Origin of the sequence: Myxococcus sp. AB025B, assembly GCF_006518215.1 — a bacterium.
In the GTDB taxonomy this organism is placed as follows: Bacteria; Myxococcota; Myxococcia; order Myxococcales; family Myxococcaceae; genus Myxococcus; species Myxococcus fulvus.
Map to the genome: position 1 here is coordinate 1 of NZ_SRLW01000122.1, position 18,444 is coordinate 18,444.

General features: G+C 68.5%; 15 protein-coding genes. 10 read left to right on the forward strand and 5 right to left on the reverse strand.

What is annotated here, in order from left to right; genetic code table 11:
- The 8 genes from FL311_RS21090 to hxsC all read left to right on the forward strand — a co-directional run.
- The coding region (locus FL311_RS21090) for a tellurite resistance TerB C-terminal domain-containing protein (protein WP_228556986.1) at positions 1-260 on the forward strand (260 nt) is incomplete at its 5' end.
- A complete protein-coding gene (locus FL311_RS21095; RefSeq protein WP_141327460.1) occupies positions 257-1,597 on the forward strand; it encodes an ATP-binding protein in 1,341 nt (446 codons plus the stop codon). The genes FL311_RS21090 and FL311_RS21095, both read left to right, overlap by 4 nt.
- Complete coding sequence (locus FL311_RS21100; RefSeq protein ID WP_141327461.1) at positions 1,572-3,800, forward strand: DEAD/DEAH box helicase; 2,229 nt, start codon at positions 1,572-1,574, stop codon at positions 3,798-3,800. The genes FL311_RS21095 and FL311_RS21100 overlap by 26 nt, the downstream gene beginning before the upstream one ends.
- Positions 3,801-4,488: 688 nt before the next feature.
- Positions 4,489-6,066, forward strand: a complete 1,578-nt coding sequence (locus FL311_RS21105) for a hypothetical protein (protein ID WP_141327462.1) — start codon at positions 4,489-4,491, stop codon at positions 6,064-6,066.
- The gene (locus FL311_RS45220) at positions 6,063-6,581 is read left to right on the forward strand and encodes a hypothetical protein (protein WP_228556987.1); all 519 of its coding nucleotides are present in this window, start codon (positions 6,063-6,065) and stop codon (positions 6,579-6,581) included. The genes FL311_RS21105 and FL311_RS45220 overlap by 4 nt, the downstream gene beginning before the upstream one ends.
- A gap of 17 nt (positions 6,582-6,598) precedes the next feature.
- Positions 6,599-6,928, forward strand: coding sequence for a His-Xaa-Ser system protein HxsD (hxsD, locus tag FL311_RS21115; RefSeq protein WP_141327476.1), 330 nt, complete (start codon positions 6,599-6,601; stop codon positions 6,926-6,928).
- A gap of 14 nt (positions 6,929-6,942) precedes the next feature.
- Positions 6,943-8,385, forward strand: coding sequence for a His-Xaa-Ser system radical SAM maturase HxsB (hxsB, locus tag FL311_RS21120; protein WP_141327463.1), 1,443 nt, complete (start codon positions 6,943-6,945; stop codon positions 8,383-8,385).
- Between the two features lie 3 nt (positions 8,386-8,388).
- Positions 8,389-9,558, forward strand: coding sequence for a His-Xaa-Ser system radical SAM maturase HxsC (gene hxsC, locus FL311_RS21125; RefSeq protein WP_141327464.1), 1,170 nt, complete (start codon positions 8,389-8,391; stop codon positions 9,556-9,558).
- Between the two features lie 9 nt (positions 9,559-9,567).
- On the opposite strand, the gene FL311_RS21130 is transcribed toward hxsC, so the two are convergent.
- A complete protein-coding gene (locus tag FL311_RS21130) occupies positions 9,568-11,406 on the reverse strand; it encodes a hypothetical protein (RefSeq protein ID WP_141327465.1) in 1,839 nt (612 codons plus the stop codon).
- A 1,134-nt stretch (positions 11,407-12,540) separates the two neighbouring features.
- Here FL311_RS21130 and FL311_RS21135 point away from each other — a divergent pair.
- Positions 12,541-14,409 (forward strand): PAS domain-containing protein, encoded by a 1,869-nt coding sequence (locus FL311_RS21135; RefSeq protein WP_194869294.1) that lies wholly within the window; start codon positions 12,541-12,543, stop codon positions 14,407-14,409.
- A 153-nt stretch (positions 14,410-14,562) separates the two neighbouring features.
- Here the strand turns inward: FL311_RS21135 and FL311_RS21140 are convergent, their stop codons facing one another.
- Positions 14,563-15,567 carry an NADP-dependent oxidoreductase gene (locus FL311_RS21140; protein WP_141327467.1) on the reverse strand — a complete coding sequence of 335 codons (1,005 nt, stop codon included), beginning with the start codon at positions 15,565-15,567 and terminating at the stop codon, positions 14,563-14,565.
- Positions 15,568-15,694: 127 nt separating this feature from the next.
- Between FL311_RS21140 and FL311_RS21145 the strand changes: the two genes are divergently transcribed.
- Positions 15,695-16,312, forward strand: a complete 618-nt coding sequence (locus FL311_RS21145) for a TetR/AcrR family transcriptional regulator (RefSeq protein ID WP_141327468.1) — start codon at positions 15,695-15,697, stop codon at positions 16,310-16,312.
- A 1-nt stretch (position 16,313) separates the two neighbouring features.
- Here FL311_RS21145 and FL311_RS21150 read toward each other — a convergent pair whose 3' ends face one another.
- Genes FL311_RS21150 through FL311_RS21160 form a run of 3 tightly spaced genes read right to left on the reverse strand, consistent with a single transcriptional unit; the run spans position 16,314 to position 18,269 of the window.
- Entirely contained in the window at positions 16,314-16,757 is a 444-nt protein-coding gene (locus FL311_RS21150; protein WP_141327469.1) for an arsenate reductase ArsC, read from the reverse strand.
- Complete coding sequence (arsB, locus tag FL311_RS21155; protein ID WP_141327470.1) at positions 16,754-17,875, reverse strand: ACR3 family arsenite efflux transporter; 1,122 nt, start codon at positions 17,873-17,875, stop codon at positions 16,754-16,756. Before arsB ends, FL311_RS21150 begins: the two co-directional genes overlap by 4 nt.
- Positions 17,876-17,906: 31 nt before the next feature.
- Complete coding sequence (locus FL311_RS21160; RefSeq protein WP_141327471.1) at positions 17,907-18,269, reverse strand: helix-turn-helix transcriptional regulator; 363 nt, start codon at positions 18,267-18,269, stop codon at positions 17,907-17,909.
- Between the last annotated feature and the right edge of the window lie 175 nt (positions 18,270-18,444).

Here is an 18,444-nt window from a genome sequence, read left to right on the forward strand (position 1 = left end):
CCCCTCCCACGCCCCCACCAGCGCAGCCAGGGGTCGCGGGGCTGGATGCGCTTCACACGTCGCTGCTGCGCGCGCTCGTCGCGAAGCCCGAGTGGCCTCGCGCGGAGGTGGAGAAGCTGGCCAGCGGACTCGGCCTGCTCCCGGACGGCGCGCTGGATGTCATCAACGACGCGGCCTTCGAGGTGTGCGGCGAGCCCATCCTCGAGGGCGACGAAACCCTTCAGCTCAATGAACAAGCGGTCAAGGAGATGATGTCATGACGGACGCGACGCCCCAGGGACGCATCAGGCCGAAGGACCGGGACACCATCGTCCAGTCGCTGCGCGCGGGCGTCGTGCCTCGCGTGGGACAGCAGCACATCCAGGTGGGTCGGGCTGAAGAGGTCCGCGCCCTGGTCCGCGACGTGGAGCGCATCGCCGAGGGCGGCAGCGCCATCCGCTTCGTCATCGGCGAGTACGGCTCCGGCAAGACGTTCTTCCTCAACCTCATCCGCTCCATCGCGCTGGAGAAGCGGCTGGTCACCCTGCACGCGGACCTCAACCCCGACCGGCGCCTGCACGCGACGGACGGCAAGGCCCGCAGCCTCTACGCGGAGCTGATGCGCAACCTGGCCACCCGGGCCCGTCCCGAGGGCGGCGCGCTCGCCAGCGTCGTGGAGCGCTTCGTCTCCAGCGCCCTCACCGACGCCAAGGGCCGTGGGCTGAACCCCGAGGTCGTCATCCGCGAGAAGCTCGCCGCGCTGTCGGAGCTGGTGGGCGGCTACGACTTCGCGGAGGTCATCGCCGCCTACTGGCGCGGCCATGACACGGGCAACGAGGTGCTCAAGGCCGACGCCGTGAAGTGGCTGCGCGGCGAGTTCTCCACGCGCACCGATGCCCGCAAGGCGCTCGGCGTGCGCACCATCATCGACGACGCGGAGGTCTACGACCAGTTGAAGCTCCTCGCCCGCTTCGTCCGCCTGTCCGGCTACGACGGGTTGATGGTGTGTCTGGATGAGCTGGTCAACCTCTACAAGATGGCCAACACCAAGGCCCGCGCGTCCAACTACGAGCAGATCCTCCGCATCCTCAATGACTGTCTCCAGGGCAGCGCCGAGGGCCTGGGCTTCATCCTGGGAGGAACGCCCGAGTTCCTCATGGACACCCGCCGCGGCCTCTACAGCTACGAGGCCCTCCAGTCGCGCCTCGCCCAGAACACCTTCGCCGTGGGCAACCTGGTCGACTACAGCTCCCCCGTCCTCCGGCTGGCCAACCTCACCCCCGAGGACCTCTACGTCCTGCTCACCAAGCTGCGGCACGTCTACTCCGCGGGCGACACGTCCGCGCAGCGCCTGCCCGACGAGGGACTCCACGGCTTCATGACCCACTGCTCGGAGCGCATCGGCGAGGCGTACTTCCGCACGCCCCGCAGTACCGTGACGGCGTTCATCAACCTGCTGGCCGTGCTCGAACAGAACCCGAGCGCGGATTGGAAGGAGCTGCTCGGCGGCGTGGAGCTCGCCGCGGACATCAATCCCGACCTGGCGCCCCTGAGCGAGACGGAGGCGGGAGCCCCCGCGGCCGGAGCGGACGATGAGCTCGCATCCTTCAAGCTCTGACCCGGGCGGCGCCGCGTCGAGCGCCTTCCACCGACTGCACCCGCAGGTTCGGCGCTGGGTGTGGACCCAGGGGTGGAAGGAGCTGCGCGGCATCCAGGAGGCCGCCATCGTCCCCATCCTCGAGGGGACCCAGGACGTCATCCTCTCCGCGTCGACGGCGAGCGGGAAGACGGAGGCCGCATTCCTGCCCATCTGCAGCCGACTGGCGGAGGACGCCGGCGGCAGCGTGCGCGCCATCTACGTGGGCCCGCTCAAGGCGCTCATCAACGACCAGTTCGAGCGACTCGACCGGCTCTGCGAGGGGCTGCACATCCCCGTGCACCGGTGGCACGGCGATGTGTCCCAGGGCCACAAGGCCCGGCTGCTCCAGTCCCCCGCGGGCATCCTCCTCATCACCCCGGAGTCACTCGAGGCGCTCTTCATCCGGCAGGGCTCCGCGCTCGCCGGGCTGTTCTCCGGGCTGGAGCACATCGTCATCGACGAGCTGCACGCCTTCATTGGCACCGAGCGGGGCTGTCAGCTCCAGTCGCTCCTGCACCGGGTCGAGCTGAGCCTGCGTCGCACCGTGCCCCGCGTGGGCCTCAGCGCCACCCTAGGCGACATGTCGCTGGCCGCGGAGTTCCTCCGTCCCGGCGCGGGCGCGAAGGTGCGGCTGTGCAACTCCGACTCGGGCGGCGGCGAGCTGCTCCTCCAGCTCCGGGGCTATCGCAAGCGCGCGCCCGATGCGCGCACTCCGGAGGAAGACGAGGAGCCCACGGACGGCCCGCCCGAGGACGAGCACGACGTGGGAGCGCACCTCTTCAAGACGCTGCGCGGGACGCACAACCTGGTGTTCGCCAACAGCCGCGCGAACGTCGAGCTGTACGCGGACCTCCTGCGTCGCAGGTGTGAAGACGCGCGGCTGCCCAACGAGTTCTTCCCGCACCACGGCAACCTGTCCAAGGAGCTGCGCGAGGAGGCGGAGGCCGCGCTCAAGGCGAAGCAGCGGCCCGTGAGCCTGGTGTGCACGACGACACTGGAGATGGGCATCGACGTGGGCTCCGTGCAGAGCATCGCGCAGGTGGGCGTGCCTCCCTCGGTGTCCAGCCTCCGTCAGCGATTGGGGCGCAGCGGGCGCAAGGGCGGCCCCTCCGTGCTCCGGCTGTATCTTCAAGAAGCGGAGCTGACGAGCACCAGTCCCCTGCCGGACCAGCTTCGGGTGCGGCTGGTCCAGTCGGTGGCGATGCTGGAGCTGCTGCTGACGAACTGGTTCGAGCCTCCCGCCTCGGGCGCCGTCCACTTCTCCACGCTGGTGCAGCAACTGCTCTCGCTCATCGCCCAGCACGGCGGCGTCAAGGCGGGCGAGGCCTTCCTGGCGCTGTGCCACGAAGGTCCCTTCGCGCGGGTGTCACGCGAGGACTTCGTGCGCTTCCTGCGCGGGCTGGGGCAGCGCGAGCTGCTCTCGCAGTCCTCGGATGGGACGCTGCTGTTGGGCCGCGTGGGTGAGCGGCTCGTCAACCACTACAGCTTCTATGCGGCCTTCGCCTCGGTGGAGGAGTTCCGGCTGGTGGCCGGGGGTCGCACGTTGGGCACGATGCCCATCGACCAGCCGCTCTTCGTCGGCACGTACCTCATCTTCGGTGGACGGCGGTGGCGCGTGCTCGCCGTGCAGGGCGACGAGAAGGTCGTGGAGCTGGAGCCCGCGCCCGCCGGACGCGTGCCCGTGTTCGAGCCCACCGGTGTCGGCCGCGTGCATGACCGCGTCCGGGAGCAGATGCGCGCCATCTATGCCGGTGAGGGGCTGCCTCGCTATCTGGATGCGCGGGCGCTGGAGCTGCTCGCGGAGGCTCGGGCGACGTTCCAGCGATGGCGGCTCGGCGAGCGCTCCATCGTGGCCTCGGGGATGGAGGTCCATGTCTTCCCGTGGGCCGGTGACGCGGTGGTGCACACGCTGGCGCTTGCGCTCCAGGCCCGTGGGTTGTCGGTGCAGACGCTGGGGCCCGTGTTGAGCGTGGCGGGACAGCAGGCCGACGTGGAGGGCGCCCTGCGTGCGCTCGTGGCGGAGGGGCCACCTCGGGCCGAGTCCCTCACGCGCCACGTGGAGAACATGGCGCTCGAGAAACATGACGGCTTCGTGCCGGAGGACCTGCTCGCTCGCGACTACGCCGCCCGGTACCTGGACGTCGAGGGGGCGTGGCGCGTCGCCCGGCAGGTGTTGCAGTGATGCGTCTTCTGACGGGGCCTTGTCTCCCATGAGCCTTCCATCCCAGGAACCCCAGGCCGTCGACCCGATGCCTCCCGCGGACGCGGAGGCCATCAAGACTGCCGCCGTCCAGGCCTTCGTCGAGTGGACCCGGCGCCTGCCCGTGCCGCCTCCGAATCCGCAAGAGTTCATCCGCTCCGTGGAGCCGAAGGCGCGCGGAGCCGCACGTATCTACTCGACCATCACGGAGCGGAGGGTCGTGTGGAAGGAAGGCCCGACTCACGGCTCTCCCCCCATTACAGGATTGAGGCGACAAGCCAGCAGCGTCGACCTCTGGGCGGAAACGCCCGAGAGCCTTCGTAACAGCAGCCTCTCCGTTCTCGCCTGTTCCCCATGCGGAGGCGTGGGCTCGACCCCCTGCCCCAAGTGCAAGGGGAGAGGGAACGTCCAATGCTGGAACTGTCGAGGCACGCGGAAGGCCTACGGCTACGCCAAGGACAATTCTCGACGACTCATGAACTGCCGGCAGTGCGGTGCGAGTGGGAGGGTCTCCTGTAGTGGCTGCAACTCAGGGAGCGTGTCCTGTGCACCCTGTCTGGGACACGGTCGCGAACAGCGCTGGCTCGAATTGGTCGACTCAGTCCGCACCGACGTCCTCGTGATGTCCGAGGACGAGCACCTGCGCCGACTGGTCTGGACGAATGAGGACATGGAGCAGGACGCAAAGCTCGTGGGGGAGATCAGCGCGAATGGAGTGCTCCCCCAGGAGAAGGTCGCGCAGCACCTCCCAGGAGACTGGGTCAAGGAGCATTGGGGAAAGACCCGCGTCCCCGTGAAGGTGAACGAGCGCATCACCCGCCAGCGCTTCCAGGTGTTCGAGGTGCCCGCCGCGCGCGTGTCCTACGGCATCATGAACGCGCCCTCAACCACGGTTCAGTTCGAAGGAAGGCGAATGCTCGCGCCACCGGTCGAGGAGGACCGGCAGCTCACCGCTCGGGGGCGAAAGGTCCTTGCGGTACGGTTGCCCCTCATCGCCGTGGCCTTGGGAATCCCACTTCTTTACATCCTCCGCGGCTCCTTCTTCTGGAACGGCTGGTTGGCGGCACTGCTGTTCTCCCTCGGTGGTTTCGCGGTCGTCACTGACCGCCTGGTCCAGGACTGGACCCTGGGCAGGAGACAGAAGATTCGCCAGTGGCGATTTGGCATGTCTGTGTATGCGCTCATCGCCATTGTCGTTGCGCTATTCGCCGAACCCTGGCTGTTCGAAGCACGGCGAGACATTTCGGAGGGCCGCCTCGATGACGCACAGACGGAGCTGCAGGCACTGGGTGAGCCCGAATCACCCGAGCTTCAGCAGGCCTGGGCGGACCTCCACCTGGCCCATGCGCTCCGTGAGCAGAACGTGGACGAGGTCGTCAAGGATGCCCTCGCGATGGCGTCCAAAGCACCCGAGCGGGCGAAGGTCGAACAACACCTCCTGTCCCTCACACGTCAGCAGGTCCTCGCGTCGCTCGAGCGCAAGAATGTGTCCTCCGCCTCGGAGGTACTCGCCTCCGCCCAGCCCGTGCTCGCCCAGGCGTTCCCGAAGGACCTCAACGAGCTGACCGCGCGCCTCTACGAGGCGGAGCACGCGGCCTGCACAACGGCCTCCTGCCGCTGGAAGACGCTCTCCCTCGCGCTTCGCGCCGAGCTCACACCGAGCCGGGAGCAGCGACTCGGACAGGCCCGCGCGATGCTCGTGGAGCAATTGACGCCCAGGCCGCGTCCCAAGGCCGTCACCCTGGACTGGGTCCTCCACCTCCACAAGACCACCGCGCTCGCCACCGAGCTGGCGGACACTCCGCACGACCCACAGGTGGCGGTCCTCGCGAAACAAGCCGCCACGTGGGCCCGCGAGGAACGGGAGCGGATTCCGCTCATCGGCGCGGAGCGCGAGGTGGCCATCTCCCTGCTCCAACTGACGGCCACCAGCCACCCGAACATCTTGTCGAAGACCACGGAGTCCGTCGCCCTCTCGTGCGAGCTGCGGGACGGCCGCTGCGTGGGCGCGTACCTGGCCGGCGCGGACAAGGAGTCCCGCGTGCTCAACAACCTGAAGCGCACGCCCGTGACGAAGGAGCTGCTCTCCCGTGTCCTCGGACATCCGGTCGAGCTGCCCGCGCCGCCCCAGCCTCGCGGAGGCAAGCCCCCCACGCAGACGACCTGGAAGGATGGCCGCGTGACGCTCGTGGCGAGATGGAACGGCATCTACCTGATGGAGCTGCGCATCGGTGAGGTGAAGCCATGAACCCGAAACCTCCCCGGCTGCTCTCCGTCAGCGCGGCGCTCATGGGACTACTCGGAGGCGCGGCCCCATCAGGGCTGCTCGTGCCCGGCATCGAGCTCCAGGTCGCCCAACCCACGTGGCGGCGACGCAACGAAGAGGATTCGCGCGACGAGCTGCTCCTCGTCGTCCCTCCCACCAACGGGCAGATACTGCTCGCGGGTCATCGCTCGCACCGCTCCCACTCCTCGCACCGCAGCCACTACTCCGGCAGCAGGAGCCGCAGCTACGGCGGCGGTTACTCCGCTCCCGACGAAGCGCCCGAGCCGCCACCCAGGCCCGCGACGGTGTCCTTCGTCGCCTTCCCCGGCGGACGCATCTTCGTCGACGACAAGCCCGCGGGTCAGGACGTGACGGCCCTCATGCGGCTGGCGGCGGGCAAGCACACCGTCCGCATCGAAAACCGCTTCCTCGGCACCACCACCGTCGAGGTCGACCTGGTCGCCGGTCAGACGGGCGACGTCACCATCGAGTGGTGAGGAGCAGACACGTGACCATGGACACCGACCTCACCTTCCGCGACGGCGCCGTGCAGGACGTCCTCGACCTGCGCGTCTATCGACTCGCGGCGATACAGAAGTCCGCGTACCGCTTCGCCGACCGGTGCACCGCGGTGCTCGGCTCGCCCGACGCGGACCGGCTTCCCGTCCGCTTCCTCTTCGCCCCCACCGTCACCGAGCGCGACGCGCTGGAGACGGTGCGCCTGTTCTTCCAGGAGCTGTTGGACCAGGAGCTGCGAGAGCAGGTGGGCGACGAGACCCGGGCCCTGCGCGCGTTGATTGTCGCGCAGGCCTTCTCACGCACCGGCCTGATTCGCCAGGACTGAGGTCGACGCACGCCATGTTCCATGACCGCGCCAGGTACCAGTCCACACGGGGCTACCAGCTCGCGCCCCTGCGCTTCAGCCGGCTGGACGACGCCCGCTACGTCGTGACGAACGACGTGGGCGAATACGTCGTGCTCCCCCGACACGAGCTGTTCGACTTCGTCCGTCACGCGCTGCCCCCGCACCGCGAGGCCTACAAGACGCTCAAGTCGAAGCACCTCCTGTTCGACGAGCACTCCCGCGTGGCGCTGGAGCTGCTCGCGCTGAAGTACCGCACCCGCGCCGAGCAGCTCGCGAACTTCACCGGGCTGCACATCTTCGTGGTCACCCTGCGCTGCGACCACTCCTGCGCCTACTGTCAGGTGTCCCGACAGGCGGAGGGTGCCCGCGAGTTCGACATGTCACAGGAGCACGCGGACCGGGCGCTCGACTTCATGTTCCGCAGCCCCTCGCCCACGCTCAAGGTCGAGTTCCAGGGCGGAGAGCCGCTGCTCCACTTCGAGCGCATCCGGTACATCGTCGAGCGCGCCAAGGCCCTCAACCAGGGGCACCGCCGCGACCTCCAGTTCGTCATCGCGAGCAACCTCTCCCGCCTCACCGACGAGGTGCTCGACTTCTGCCGCGAGCACGGCGTGCTGCTCTCGACCTCCCTGGACGGCCCCGAGGACCTGCACAACACCCAGCGCCCCGTGCGCGGCGGGGACAGCCACCGACGCACGCTCCAGGCGATTCACCGGGCGCGACAGGCGCTCGGACCGGACTCCGTCTCCGCGTTGATGACGACGACGCAGGCGAGCCTCACGCGCGTCGAGGACATCATCGACGAGTACGTGCGCCAGGGCTTCCACGGCATCTTCCTCAGGAACATCAGCCCCTACGGGTTCGCCGTCCGCCAGCGCGCCTCTCGCCAGTACGACGTCGGGGCGTGGGTGGAGTTCTACCGGCGCGGGCTCGCGCACATCCTCCGCATCAACGAGCAGGGCTATCCGCTCCAGGAGGAGTACACCGCCATCCTGTTGCAGAAGCTCTTCTCGCCCCGGGGCTCGACGTACGTCGACCTCCAGTCGCCCGCGGGCATCGGCATCGGCGCGCTCGTCTACAACTACGACGGCGCGGTGTACGCCTCCGACGAGGGGCGGATGCTCGCGGAGATGGGCGACTTCTCCTTCCGGCTCGGACACCTCTCACACGACTCCTACGAGTCCATCATGACGTCCGACACGCTCCTCGCCCACCTGAGCGACACCATGCCGGAGGGCGTGCCCATGTGCGGCGACTGCGCCTTCCTCCCCTACTGTGGCGCCGACCCCGTCTTCCACCAGGCGACGATGAGGGACGCCGTCGGACACAAGGCGTTCAGCGCCTTCTGCCAGAAGCAGATGAGCGTGCTGCGCCACCTCATCGGCCTGCTCGAGGATGACGCCCGCGCGCGTGACATCCTCATGGGGTGGCGCTGAGCCATGCCCGCCCTGGACCTCTCCTCGGCCGGACTGAAGGCGCTCTCCACGCGCTCCATTGAGCCGTTCATCGCCCGCGTCCGTGAGCACCTGGACGACGCGCCCCTCGCCCATGAGCGGGAGGTGCTCCTCGTCCGACGTCCCACGGCGTCACTGCCCCCGGGCTTCCGGGGATACCTCCTGTGGGACGAGGGCCTCGTGAGCGGCAGCCCGGCCCCGGGGGACATCTACGTCCTGCCTCCGAACCTGCGCTACCTCGCGGAGGGGGACGTGGTGCGCATCCACCCCGAGCGCGACGCCCTGTCGACGCTGTACCGCCGCGCCTCGCCGTCGAACACGTTCCTGGTGACGGAGCGCTGCGACAACCACTGCCTGATGTGCTCCCAGCCACCCCATAAGCAGGATGACTCCTGGCTGCTGGACGAGCTGATGCAGGCGCTCCCGCTCATCTCCCCGGAGACGCGCGAGCTCGGCATCACCGGCGGCGAGCCGAGCCTGCTCAAGGGCCGCCTCATCGCGCTGCTCGCGCAGATGAAGCACCACCTGCCAACAACCGCCGTCCACCTCCTGACCAACGGGCGAGGCTTCGCGAACCCCGAGCTGGCGCGCGCGGTGGCGGACGTCCAGCACCCCGACCTGATGCTGGGCATCCCGCTCTACTCGGACCTGCCCGAGGAGCATGACTACGTCGTCCAGGCCCTGGGCGCCTTCGATGAAACCGTCCGAGGCATCCTCCACCTCAAGCGCGCCCGGGTGCGCGTGGAGCTGCGCTGCGTGGTCCACGCGCAGACGTACGCGCGCCTGCCCCAGCTGGCGGAGTTCATCGCGCGCAACCTGGCCTTCGTCGACCACGTCGCGCTGATGGGCCTGGAGCTGATGGGGTTCGCCAAGGCGAACCTCGGCCTGCTCTGGATGGACCCGCTCGACTACCGGCCCCAGCTCACCGCCGCGGTCCGCACGCTGAGCCGCGCGGGGCTGGAGACGTCCCTCTACAACCACCCGCTCTGCACCCTGCCCGGCGAGCTGCACCCCTTCGCGCGCAAGAGCATCTCCGACTGGAAGAACCTCTACGCCGAGGACTGCGAGCGCTGCACCCGCCGGGAGGACTGCGGCGGGCTCTTCGCCTCCGGCCTCGCGAAGCGCAGCCGGGGCATCCAGCCCTTCCTGGACTGAGCAGGGCGGCTACGCGACGGACGCCGTCCGCCCGGTGAACGGACACACCGCGTCCTCGGCCGCCAGCGGGGCGCCCACCGGCGTCAGCTTCGTCCCCTCCGGCGAGTTGTCGATGTCCACGCCGAACTCGTCCCGGAACACGTCCAGCAGGTACGGCAGCACGCCGACGGTGCCCGCGCGCATGCGGTGGTGGAGCGACAGGTCCTTGTTGGTGAACCGCCGCTCCGGATGAGGCCGCCGCAGGAGCGCGTTGGTCTCCCGCTGCACGTTCTCCAGGGCCAGGAGCGCCGAGCGCTCCAGCGTCAGGTACTCCGCCACCGCGTCCGCGATGGCGTCCGCCTGCGTCCCGAACGCGTCGCCCACCTTCGCGCGCACCACCATGCGCAGCCGCTTGCGCGTCGCCTCGAACACCGCGTCGTGCACGGGCGTGAAGATGTCCTTGAGGTGGACCAGCGACTCCTCCTTGAAGGTGCTCATGCCCCGCTGCGCGCGGTCGAACATCTCGATGTAGCGCGCCTCCGCCCAGTCGCGCTGGGTGGCCGTGTGCAGGCGCGTGGGCCGCATCATCTCGAAGTCCTTCTTCAGCCGCGCCCGCAGGCCGCTCCAGAAGTCGCCCTCCGTCGGCGTGACGGACTCGGCCACCGCGCGGACCTGCTCGTACGCGCGGCACATGTAGCTCCACAGGTTGAACTGGAGCGAGTAGAGCTGCAGCCCCAGCTGCCCGTAGTCCACGCCCGGGACGATGTCCTTCTCCCATGCGAAGGACATGGGCTCCTCGTTCGCCACCGGCCGCCCGTCCATCAGCGTCTGGAAGTACTCGTCCACCAGGTTCGGCGGCCCCGCGCACACGCCTCGGTTGGACAGATAGTGGTTGTCGCGGTCCGTCACGTACAGGAGCTCCGCGGACGAGATGGGCGAGTCGTAGGTGAGCGGCTCCTCCGGCAGGAAGAGCATGTACGCGGCCACCATCCGCACGCCGTCCGTCACGCGGTAGATGTTGGAGAGCACCGGGTCCAGCTGCCCGTTGGGCACCGGGTCGTTGGCGCGCATCAGCATGTACGAGGGCACCGCGAGCACCGCGCACGCCGCCGCGTGCAGGTCCCCCATCCGCCAGCGCCCGTCCGGGAGCACCGTGTCGGGGCGCAGGAACGCCTGCCGCACCGCGCGCACCGCGTGCATCATCGGCTTCCAGTGCCGCATCATCGACTTGAGCGCCGTCACGTTCATGGGCGCGTTGTTGCGATAGCGGCTGCCGGCGAAGTGGCAGGCCTTGAACTCGGTGTCCATCTTCATGCGCATCTGCTCGGGGAAGGTGTTGCTCTCCCCGATGTGCCGCCCCTCGGTGTCGAGCGCGGGGTGCGCGATGCGGTACACCGGCAGCACCGCCTCCAGGAACCCCAGCTCCAGGGGCCGGCCCGTCAGCCTGCGCATCACCTCCGGGGCGTCCGGGTTCCACCACAGGGGCTCGGTGGGCGCGACGCGCCTGGCCTCCATCGCCAGGTACTTGCGGTGGGACTCGCTCTCGAAGGCGAGCGTCGGGGCCTCGCGCGTGACGACGCCCTCCTCCAGCAGCGCCTCCAGCAGCTCCCTCACCCGCTCCCAGGGATACGGCTCACCGGTCGTCCACTTCGTGGCGTTGCCCGCCATGAAGGAGTCCTCCAGGCACAGCTGCTCTCCGAAGGAGTGCAGGTCCTGCTCCTCGATGGAGATCTCCCGGGTGCCGTAATAGATGTGCAGCTCGCGCACGCCCTCGGGCGAGGTCAGGTACTCCTTGATGAAGCGACGCCTCAGCGGCACGTACAGCGTCTCGTGAGGGTCCACCGACACCGGCACCGAGTCCTGGCTCACGCGAATGCTCCTGACGGATCCTGGAAGAAAAACAGCCGCCAGCGACCCGTGCACGGGCCACCAGCGACTGGCTCAGCTCAACGCCACCACCTCAGAACGTGTCGAGGGGCGCGGCGATGATGACGCCACCACCACAGCCACGACCACCGGACTGCGGCCCAGCACGAACGCGCGTCTTGATCTTCATGGACTGCTCCTCGTGTGAGTGAGACGTGATTCCCGCTTCACGCGAAGCACAAACCTCGCGGACCCGGAGTCGCAATCAGAACCAATCCGAATCTTGAGGTCAAGTTGCACCAGCCATCCAGGCACCGGTTGCGGACACGCGTGACGCGATGCCCCGCAATCACTGTCCTGCGTGCTGGAATTCCAGCCACAAAGTCATCAATACTTGAATATCAAGAATTAACAGATGCCCCGAAATCACCTCGGGACCTGGGTGTCCGAGACGGGCCGTGCCCTGGGGGCCGGAAAGACAACGACCGCCGACGGACCGTGCACGGTCCGCCGACGGCCGAGTCGCTACGACGGGAAGCCGCTCAGATGTCGAGGGGCGTGGCGATGATGATGCCGCCGCCACAGCCGCGACCTCCGCCGCCGCCGATACCGTCATCAGCCGACATGGGGCCCGCACGAACGCGCGTCTTGATCTTCATGGGTTGCTCCTGTGTGAGTGATACGGACAACCGGTTCACGCCACGAGAAGAACTGGCGGACCCGGAGTAGTCATTGAAACGAGATAAAGTCTGTCAGTCAAGCCGCAACCCCATGACGCCATGCATCGTCAGCCGACGAACACACAGACCCAATCCCAACCTGGTTGGATGGGATTCCATCCCCCTGGTCGTGGAATGCATCGGATTGAGCCCGTGGCGACCGGTGGCTTCAGCCCGGGCCAGGCGGCCGGGCGGGCCGGGCCTTTCGAGCGCGCGCACGGGTGCGCTCGGGCGCTGGGATGAAGAGTGAGGGGACCTTGGCCTCGGGGTGAAGCCCTCGACGGACCCGCCGGGTCCTGCCTAACTTGGGTGGACAAGCGCCCCCGCGCACCACCGACGTCCCCCGCCCTTGAACAAGCCCCCGGGTCTTCCTCCAGCCTCGAAGGAGCGCGCTTCGCGCACGGCGCCATCCGCCCGCGTGTGGCTGGTCGAGGACAGTCCGCTCCAGCGCGCGCGGGCCCGGGAGCTGCTGGCCAGGCACCACGCGGTGGAGACGTTCGAGGACGCCGAGCAGGCGCTCGAGCGGCTCTCCTCGGGGCCACCTCCCGACGTGCTCCTCTTGGACTGGCGGTTGCCGGGCGTGTCGGGGCTGGACGCGTGCCGCTACGTCCGCGAGCGCTACGATGAAGTCACCCTCCCCATCCTGATGCTCTCCGCGCGGGGAGCCCACGAGGACTTCACGGAGGGCCTGCAGGCGGGCGCCAACGACTACGTCGCCAAGCCCTTCGACGACGCGGAGATGCTCGCCCGGGTGGCCAGCCTCCTGCGCGTGCGGGCCCAGGGGGAGCGGCTGAGGGAGCGCGAGGCCCACCTGTCCACGACGCTCGCCTCCATCAGCGACGCGGTCATCACCACGGACCCGGTCGGACGCGTCCTCTTCCTCAACCCGGTGGCCGAGCGGCTCACCGGCTGGAGCACGTCCGAGGCGTGGCAGCTTCCGGTCGCGGAGGTCTTCCGCGTCGTCGACGCCGTCACCCGGGAGCCGTTGGAGAACCCCGTCGAGCGGGCGCTCGGCTCCGAGTCGGTCCAGCGCCTCACGGGGCCCGCGCTGCTGCTGCGCAAGGATGGGACGCACGTCCCCATCGAAAACAGCGCCGCGCCGATTCGCACGGGACCGAGCGCTCCCTCCGGGGCCGTGCTCATCTTCCGCGACGTCACCGAGAAGATGCAGGTGAGCCAGCGCAACGAGGCGCTCACGGAGCAGCTGCGCGCGAGCGAGGCGGAGCAGTCCCTGCTGCTCGACGCGATTCCCGTCCTGGTCTCGTACGTCAACGCGGACGAGCGCTACGGCCGCGTCAACAAGGCGTACGAGGAGTGGTTCGGGATTTCGCGCGACCAGATGCGCAACCGCAAGGTCCGGGAGGTCATCGGGGAGGCGGCCTACGCGGTGCTGGGCCCGTACGTGCGGCGGGGCCTGGCGGGGGAGAGCTTCTCCTTCGAGCAGCATGACGTGCCCTACCGGTTGGGCGGCAAGCGGGACGTGCGCGTGTCCTTCATCGCGCACCACTCGCCGGGCGGCTCCGTGGACGGCTATGTCGCGCTCCTGCAGGACATCACGATGCAGCGCAAGCTGGAGCAGGAGCGGGAGCAGCACGCGCGACAGCTCCAGCAGCAGGCGGAGTTCGAGCAGCTGCTCATCGGCATCGTGAGCCATGATTTGCGCAACCCCCTGGGCGCCATCCTCATGGGAACCGAGCGGCTCAAGCGCCTGGAGTCCCTGCCGCCGGAGGCCCACAGGCCGGTGGAGCGCATCCAGGCGTCGGCCACCCGCGCGGTGAAGCTGGTGAAGGAGTTGCTCGACTTCACCCAGGCCCGGCTGGGCGGCGGCATCCGGCTGGAGCGTGCCCCCGCGGACCTCCACCAGGTCTGTCAGGCGGCCGTGGAGGAGGTGGAGGCGGCTCACCCCACCGCGGACGTGCGGGTGGCGGCGAGCGGCGACGGGCACGGCGCGTGGGACGAGGAGCGGCTGGCGCAGGTCGTCCAGAACCTGCTGATGAACGCGCTGAAGCACGGGCGCCCCGGAGCGCCCGTCCTGGTTGAGACACAGGGAGAGGGCTCCCAGGTGACGCTGCGGGTGCACAACGAGGGCCCGCCCATCCCCGCCTCGCGAATCCCGGACCTGTTCCAGCCCCTCCAGCGCGGCACCGACGCGGTGGACCTGGCGAGCCGCAGCGTGGGGCTGGGGCTCTTCATCGTGAAGGCCATCGTCGACGCGCATCAGGGACACGTCGAGGTGGAGTCCACGGCGGAGCGGGGCACCACCTTCACCGTGAGCCTGCCGCGCTAGCGGGCGCGGAAGGCTCGATGACGTGGATGAGCGTCACCTTGGCCAAGGCACCAGGAGACGCCTTTCTGGAGGGGCACGGGTCGACTCGCGGGGCGACCCGCTCCGTTCAGGCATCGTCGTCAGGAAGAGGTGTCACTCCAGAACGGACGATGTTCAGCCCATGGAGACGACGACCTTGCCCTTGGCGTGGCCCTTCTCGAGATGGTCGAACGCATCGGCGATGTTGGAGAAGGCAAAGACCTGGTCGATGACGACTTCGAGCTTCTTCGCGTCGATGAGGGCAGCGAGCGCTTCAAGGTCCTTTCCGCTCGGGTGCATGAACAGGTAGCGGTAGGTGACGCCCGAGCGCCAGGCACGAAATCGAACCCCAGCGCTCGCGAGCCAGAAGAGCATCGCGAGTCCAGGGCCGCGGCCGAGGTCCTGGGTCGCGGTCAGGGGCTCGGGGATGCCCGCGATGCTGACGACCTTGGCGCCACGGCGAACGGTCGAGAAGGTCTGCGTGAGGGTGTCGCCGCCGACGAGGTCCAGGGCGGCATCGTACTCGCGCAGCTCGGCGGTGATGTCCTGGGTGGTGTAATCGACGACGACATCCGCACCGAGGCGCTCGACGAGCCTCCTGCCCCGCGCGGACGCCGTCGTCGCGACGGTCGCGCCAAGGTGCTTGGCGAGCTGGATGGCAAAAGTCCCAACACCCCCTGCCCCACCTGGAATGAAGACGCGCATGCCCGGCGCGACGGCGAGCTCGTCACGCAGCGCTTGAAGCGCGGTGAGCGCCGCGAGCGGCACCGCGGCGGCCTGAACGAAATCGAGTGACGCCGGCTTCTTCGCGACGAGCTCTTCGCCCACGCACGCTGTCTCAGCGAAGGCGCCGAGCCGATGCTTGGCCACGCGAGCGAAGACCTCGTCACCTGGGCGAAACCGCGTCACGCCTTCACCGACCGACGTGACAACGCCGGACAACTCGCAGCCGAACACGACCGGAAGCGCGTAGGAGTCGATGACCCGGAGTTTGCCTTCGCGTGTCTTGAAGTCGACGGGATTCAGGCCTGCCGCCTTCACGTCGATGCGCACCTCGCCAGGACCCGGCTCGGGCGGTGGCATGTCGCGAAGCTCGGCGGCCTGGGGGCCGCCATACCGGGTGAGGACGAATGCACGCATGAGGTCTCTTGCCTTCACTGAGGACCAGGGCACGATCCAGGGCTTGGGCGGCGGGGTGCTCTGCCTCGGGGCCTTGTCGCGAGCCGGACCGAAGTTTACGGTGCATACATAGGCGAGGGTGTTAACGGTGTCAACATCGGGGAAGGACAGTTACCATCACGGAGATCTCCGCGCGGCGCTGCTGAAGGCCGCGCTGGAGCTGCTCGAGACAGGTAGCGAGCTTTCCCTGCGAGAGGTCGCCCGGCGTGCCGGAGTGTCGTCCGCCGCGCCCTATCGTCACTTCGCCGACAAGCGTGCGCTGGAGTCCGCGCTGGCCGCGGAGGGCTTCCGCGAGTTGGGACGCGAGCTTTCCCAGGCGGGCGTCACCCCGCGGACGGTGTCCGATATCGCCGAGCTGGGCGTCAGGTACGTGGAGTTCGCGCTGAAGCGGCCCGCCCTCTTCTGTCTCATGTTCGGCAACGCGTGTGACGACTCGAACGATGAGCGGGTGCGAGCAGCGACTGAGGTCCGAGGCCTCGTGTCCACGGCCTTGGCGAGCGTCTTCCCGGGAACCGACGCGAGCGCGCTGTCGACGGCGGGCTGGTCCCTTGTCCACGGGCTTGCCTTCCTTCACCTCGACGGGAAGCTCGGCACGGGGACAAGGCAGGAGGTGGCCACTCGCGTGCGCTCCTCGATTGAGGCGATTTTTTCCGGTGGGAGCACCGCTGTCGGTCGAGGGGAACCCAAGAGCACGCGCACCCGGTGATTCAGGACACCGCGTCGCCTGCCGGCCCCTGGAGCCCGTCCAGCGAGCGCGCCCAGCCCTCTTGAGAGAGCAACTCCGCGACGCGCGTCCGCACCTCCTCGCGAATCTCACGCACACGCTCCCTGGGCTGGCCCTTGGGGTCCTCCAAGGGCCAGTCCATCCGCTTCAAGCCAGGCACGAAGGGGCACGCCTCCCCGCAGCCCATGGTGATGAGCCACTGGGCGCCTTGGGCGAGCTCGTCCGTGAGGTGCTGGGGCCTGGCTCCCGACAGGTCGACCCCGACTTCGGCCATCACGGCCTGGACCTCGGGATGGACATGGGTGCCCGGCTGCGTGCCAGCGGACACGGCCCGCGCCCGCGCTGGGTCAGCCAAGGCATTGAAGAACGCAGCCGCCATCTGGGAGCGGCCCGCGTTGTGCACACAGGCGAAGATGACCTTCTTCATCGGGGGGACTCCTCGAACGGGCTCTCACTGAAACGGCGAGGAAGGACCGCGCTCGTCGCCGTGGGGAACAGCCGACGTCGCAGCCACAACGAGAGGTAGACCAGGGCGATGAGGGCGGGCACCTCGATGAGCGGCCCCACCACTCCGGCCAGCGCTTCTCCAGAAGACACGCCGAAGACCCCCACGGCGACGGCGATGGCCAATTCGAAGTTGTTGCCCGCCGCCGTGAAGGAAAGTGACGCGGTCTCCTCGTAGTCGAAGCCCAGCTTGCGCGAGAGGAAGAAGGCACTGGCGAACATGACGACGAAGTAGACCAGCAGCGGAATGCTGATGCGCACCACATCCAACGGCAGGCGGGTGATCTTCTCGCCCTGCATCGCGAACATGAGCACGATGGTGTAGAGCAGCCCCAGCAGCGCGGTAGGCCCCAGCCGCGGCAAGAAGCGCTGCTCGTACCAGGCATCTCCCTTGAGGCGGGTCAGCCCCACGCGTGTCAGCGCGCCCGCCACCAGCGGCACGCCCAGGAAGATGAGCACGCTCCGGGCGATGCTCCACATCGACACGTCGAACGCCGCGACCTCCGCTCCGAGCCACCCCGGAACGACGGTGAGCAAGAGCCAGCCGAGCACCGAATAGAAGAAGATCTGGAAGAGGGAGTTGAGGGCCACGAGCACGGCGGCGACCTCGGTGCTGCCACACGCCAGCATGTTCCAGATGAGGACCATGGCGATGCAGCGGGCAAGGCCGATGAGCACCAGGCCATTGCGGTAGTGCGGCAGGTCCGGAAGGAAGAGCCACGCCAGCGCGAACATGAGCAGCGGCCCCACCACCCAGTTGAGGAACAGGGACGTGGTGAAGAGCTTCCCTCGCGTGCGCAGGCGCCCCAGCTCGCCGTAACGCACCTTCGCGAGCACGGGATACATCATCCACAAGAGGCCCAACGCGATGGGCAGCGAGACCGTGTCCAGCTTCACCGTGTCCAACCGGCTCCCGAGGTCCGGGAAGGCGCGCCCCAGGCCGATGCCCAGGCCCATGGCGGCGAAGATCCACACCGGCAGGAAACGGTCGATGAGGGAGAGCTTCTTGACGATGTTTTCGGAGGCACGCGGCGAGGACATGGACGGAAGCAACCCAGGAAAGAGGGAGGCGCTACTTGCAGGCCTCAGGGCCGCAGGACTTCAGGACGCGCGCCACTTCGCGTTGGAGCGTCGCGCGCGTCGCGAAGGCAGAGACAAGGGCCTGCACCTGGGAAGCGCACAGCGCATCCGTCTGCGGCGCCAGCCGGTAGTAGACCCAGCTGCCCTCCCGACGTGCCTCCACGAGCCCAGCCGCCTTGAGGACGGACAGGTGCCGGGAGGTGTTGGATTGAGGAATGGAGAGGGCGCTCTCCAGATGGCAGACGCACAACTCCGAGTGCGAAAGCAGGGACACGATGCGCAGGCGCGTCTCGTCGCCCAGGGCCTTGAGCACCCGGGTCAGCGGGCGCACGTCGAGAGAGGGGCCAGAAGACATATCGACATGAACATATCCGCATGTCCTAATCCCGACAACCCCCGTCGCGAGGCTCGCTCCGGGGGCAAGGGGTCGATTCGGCGAGAACCCGGTGACCGGGGGTAGGCCTCCGCGAGGGGCACACTGGGGGCACCTGCCTGAATCACCGGCATGGCGCACCCCAGCAAGCCCTTGA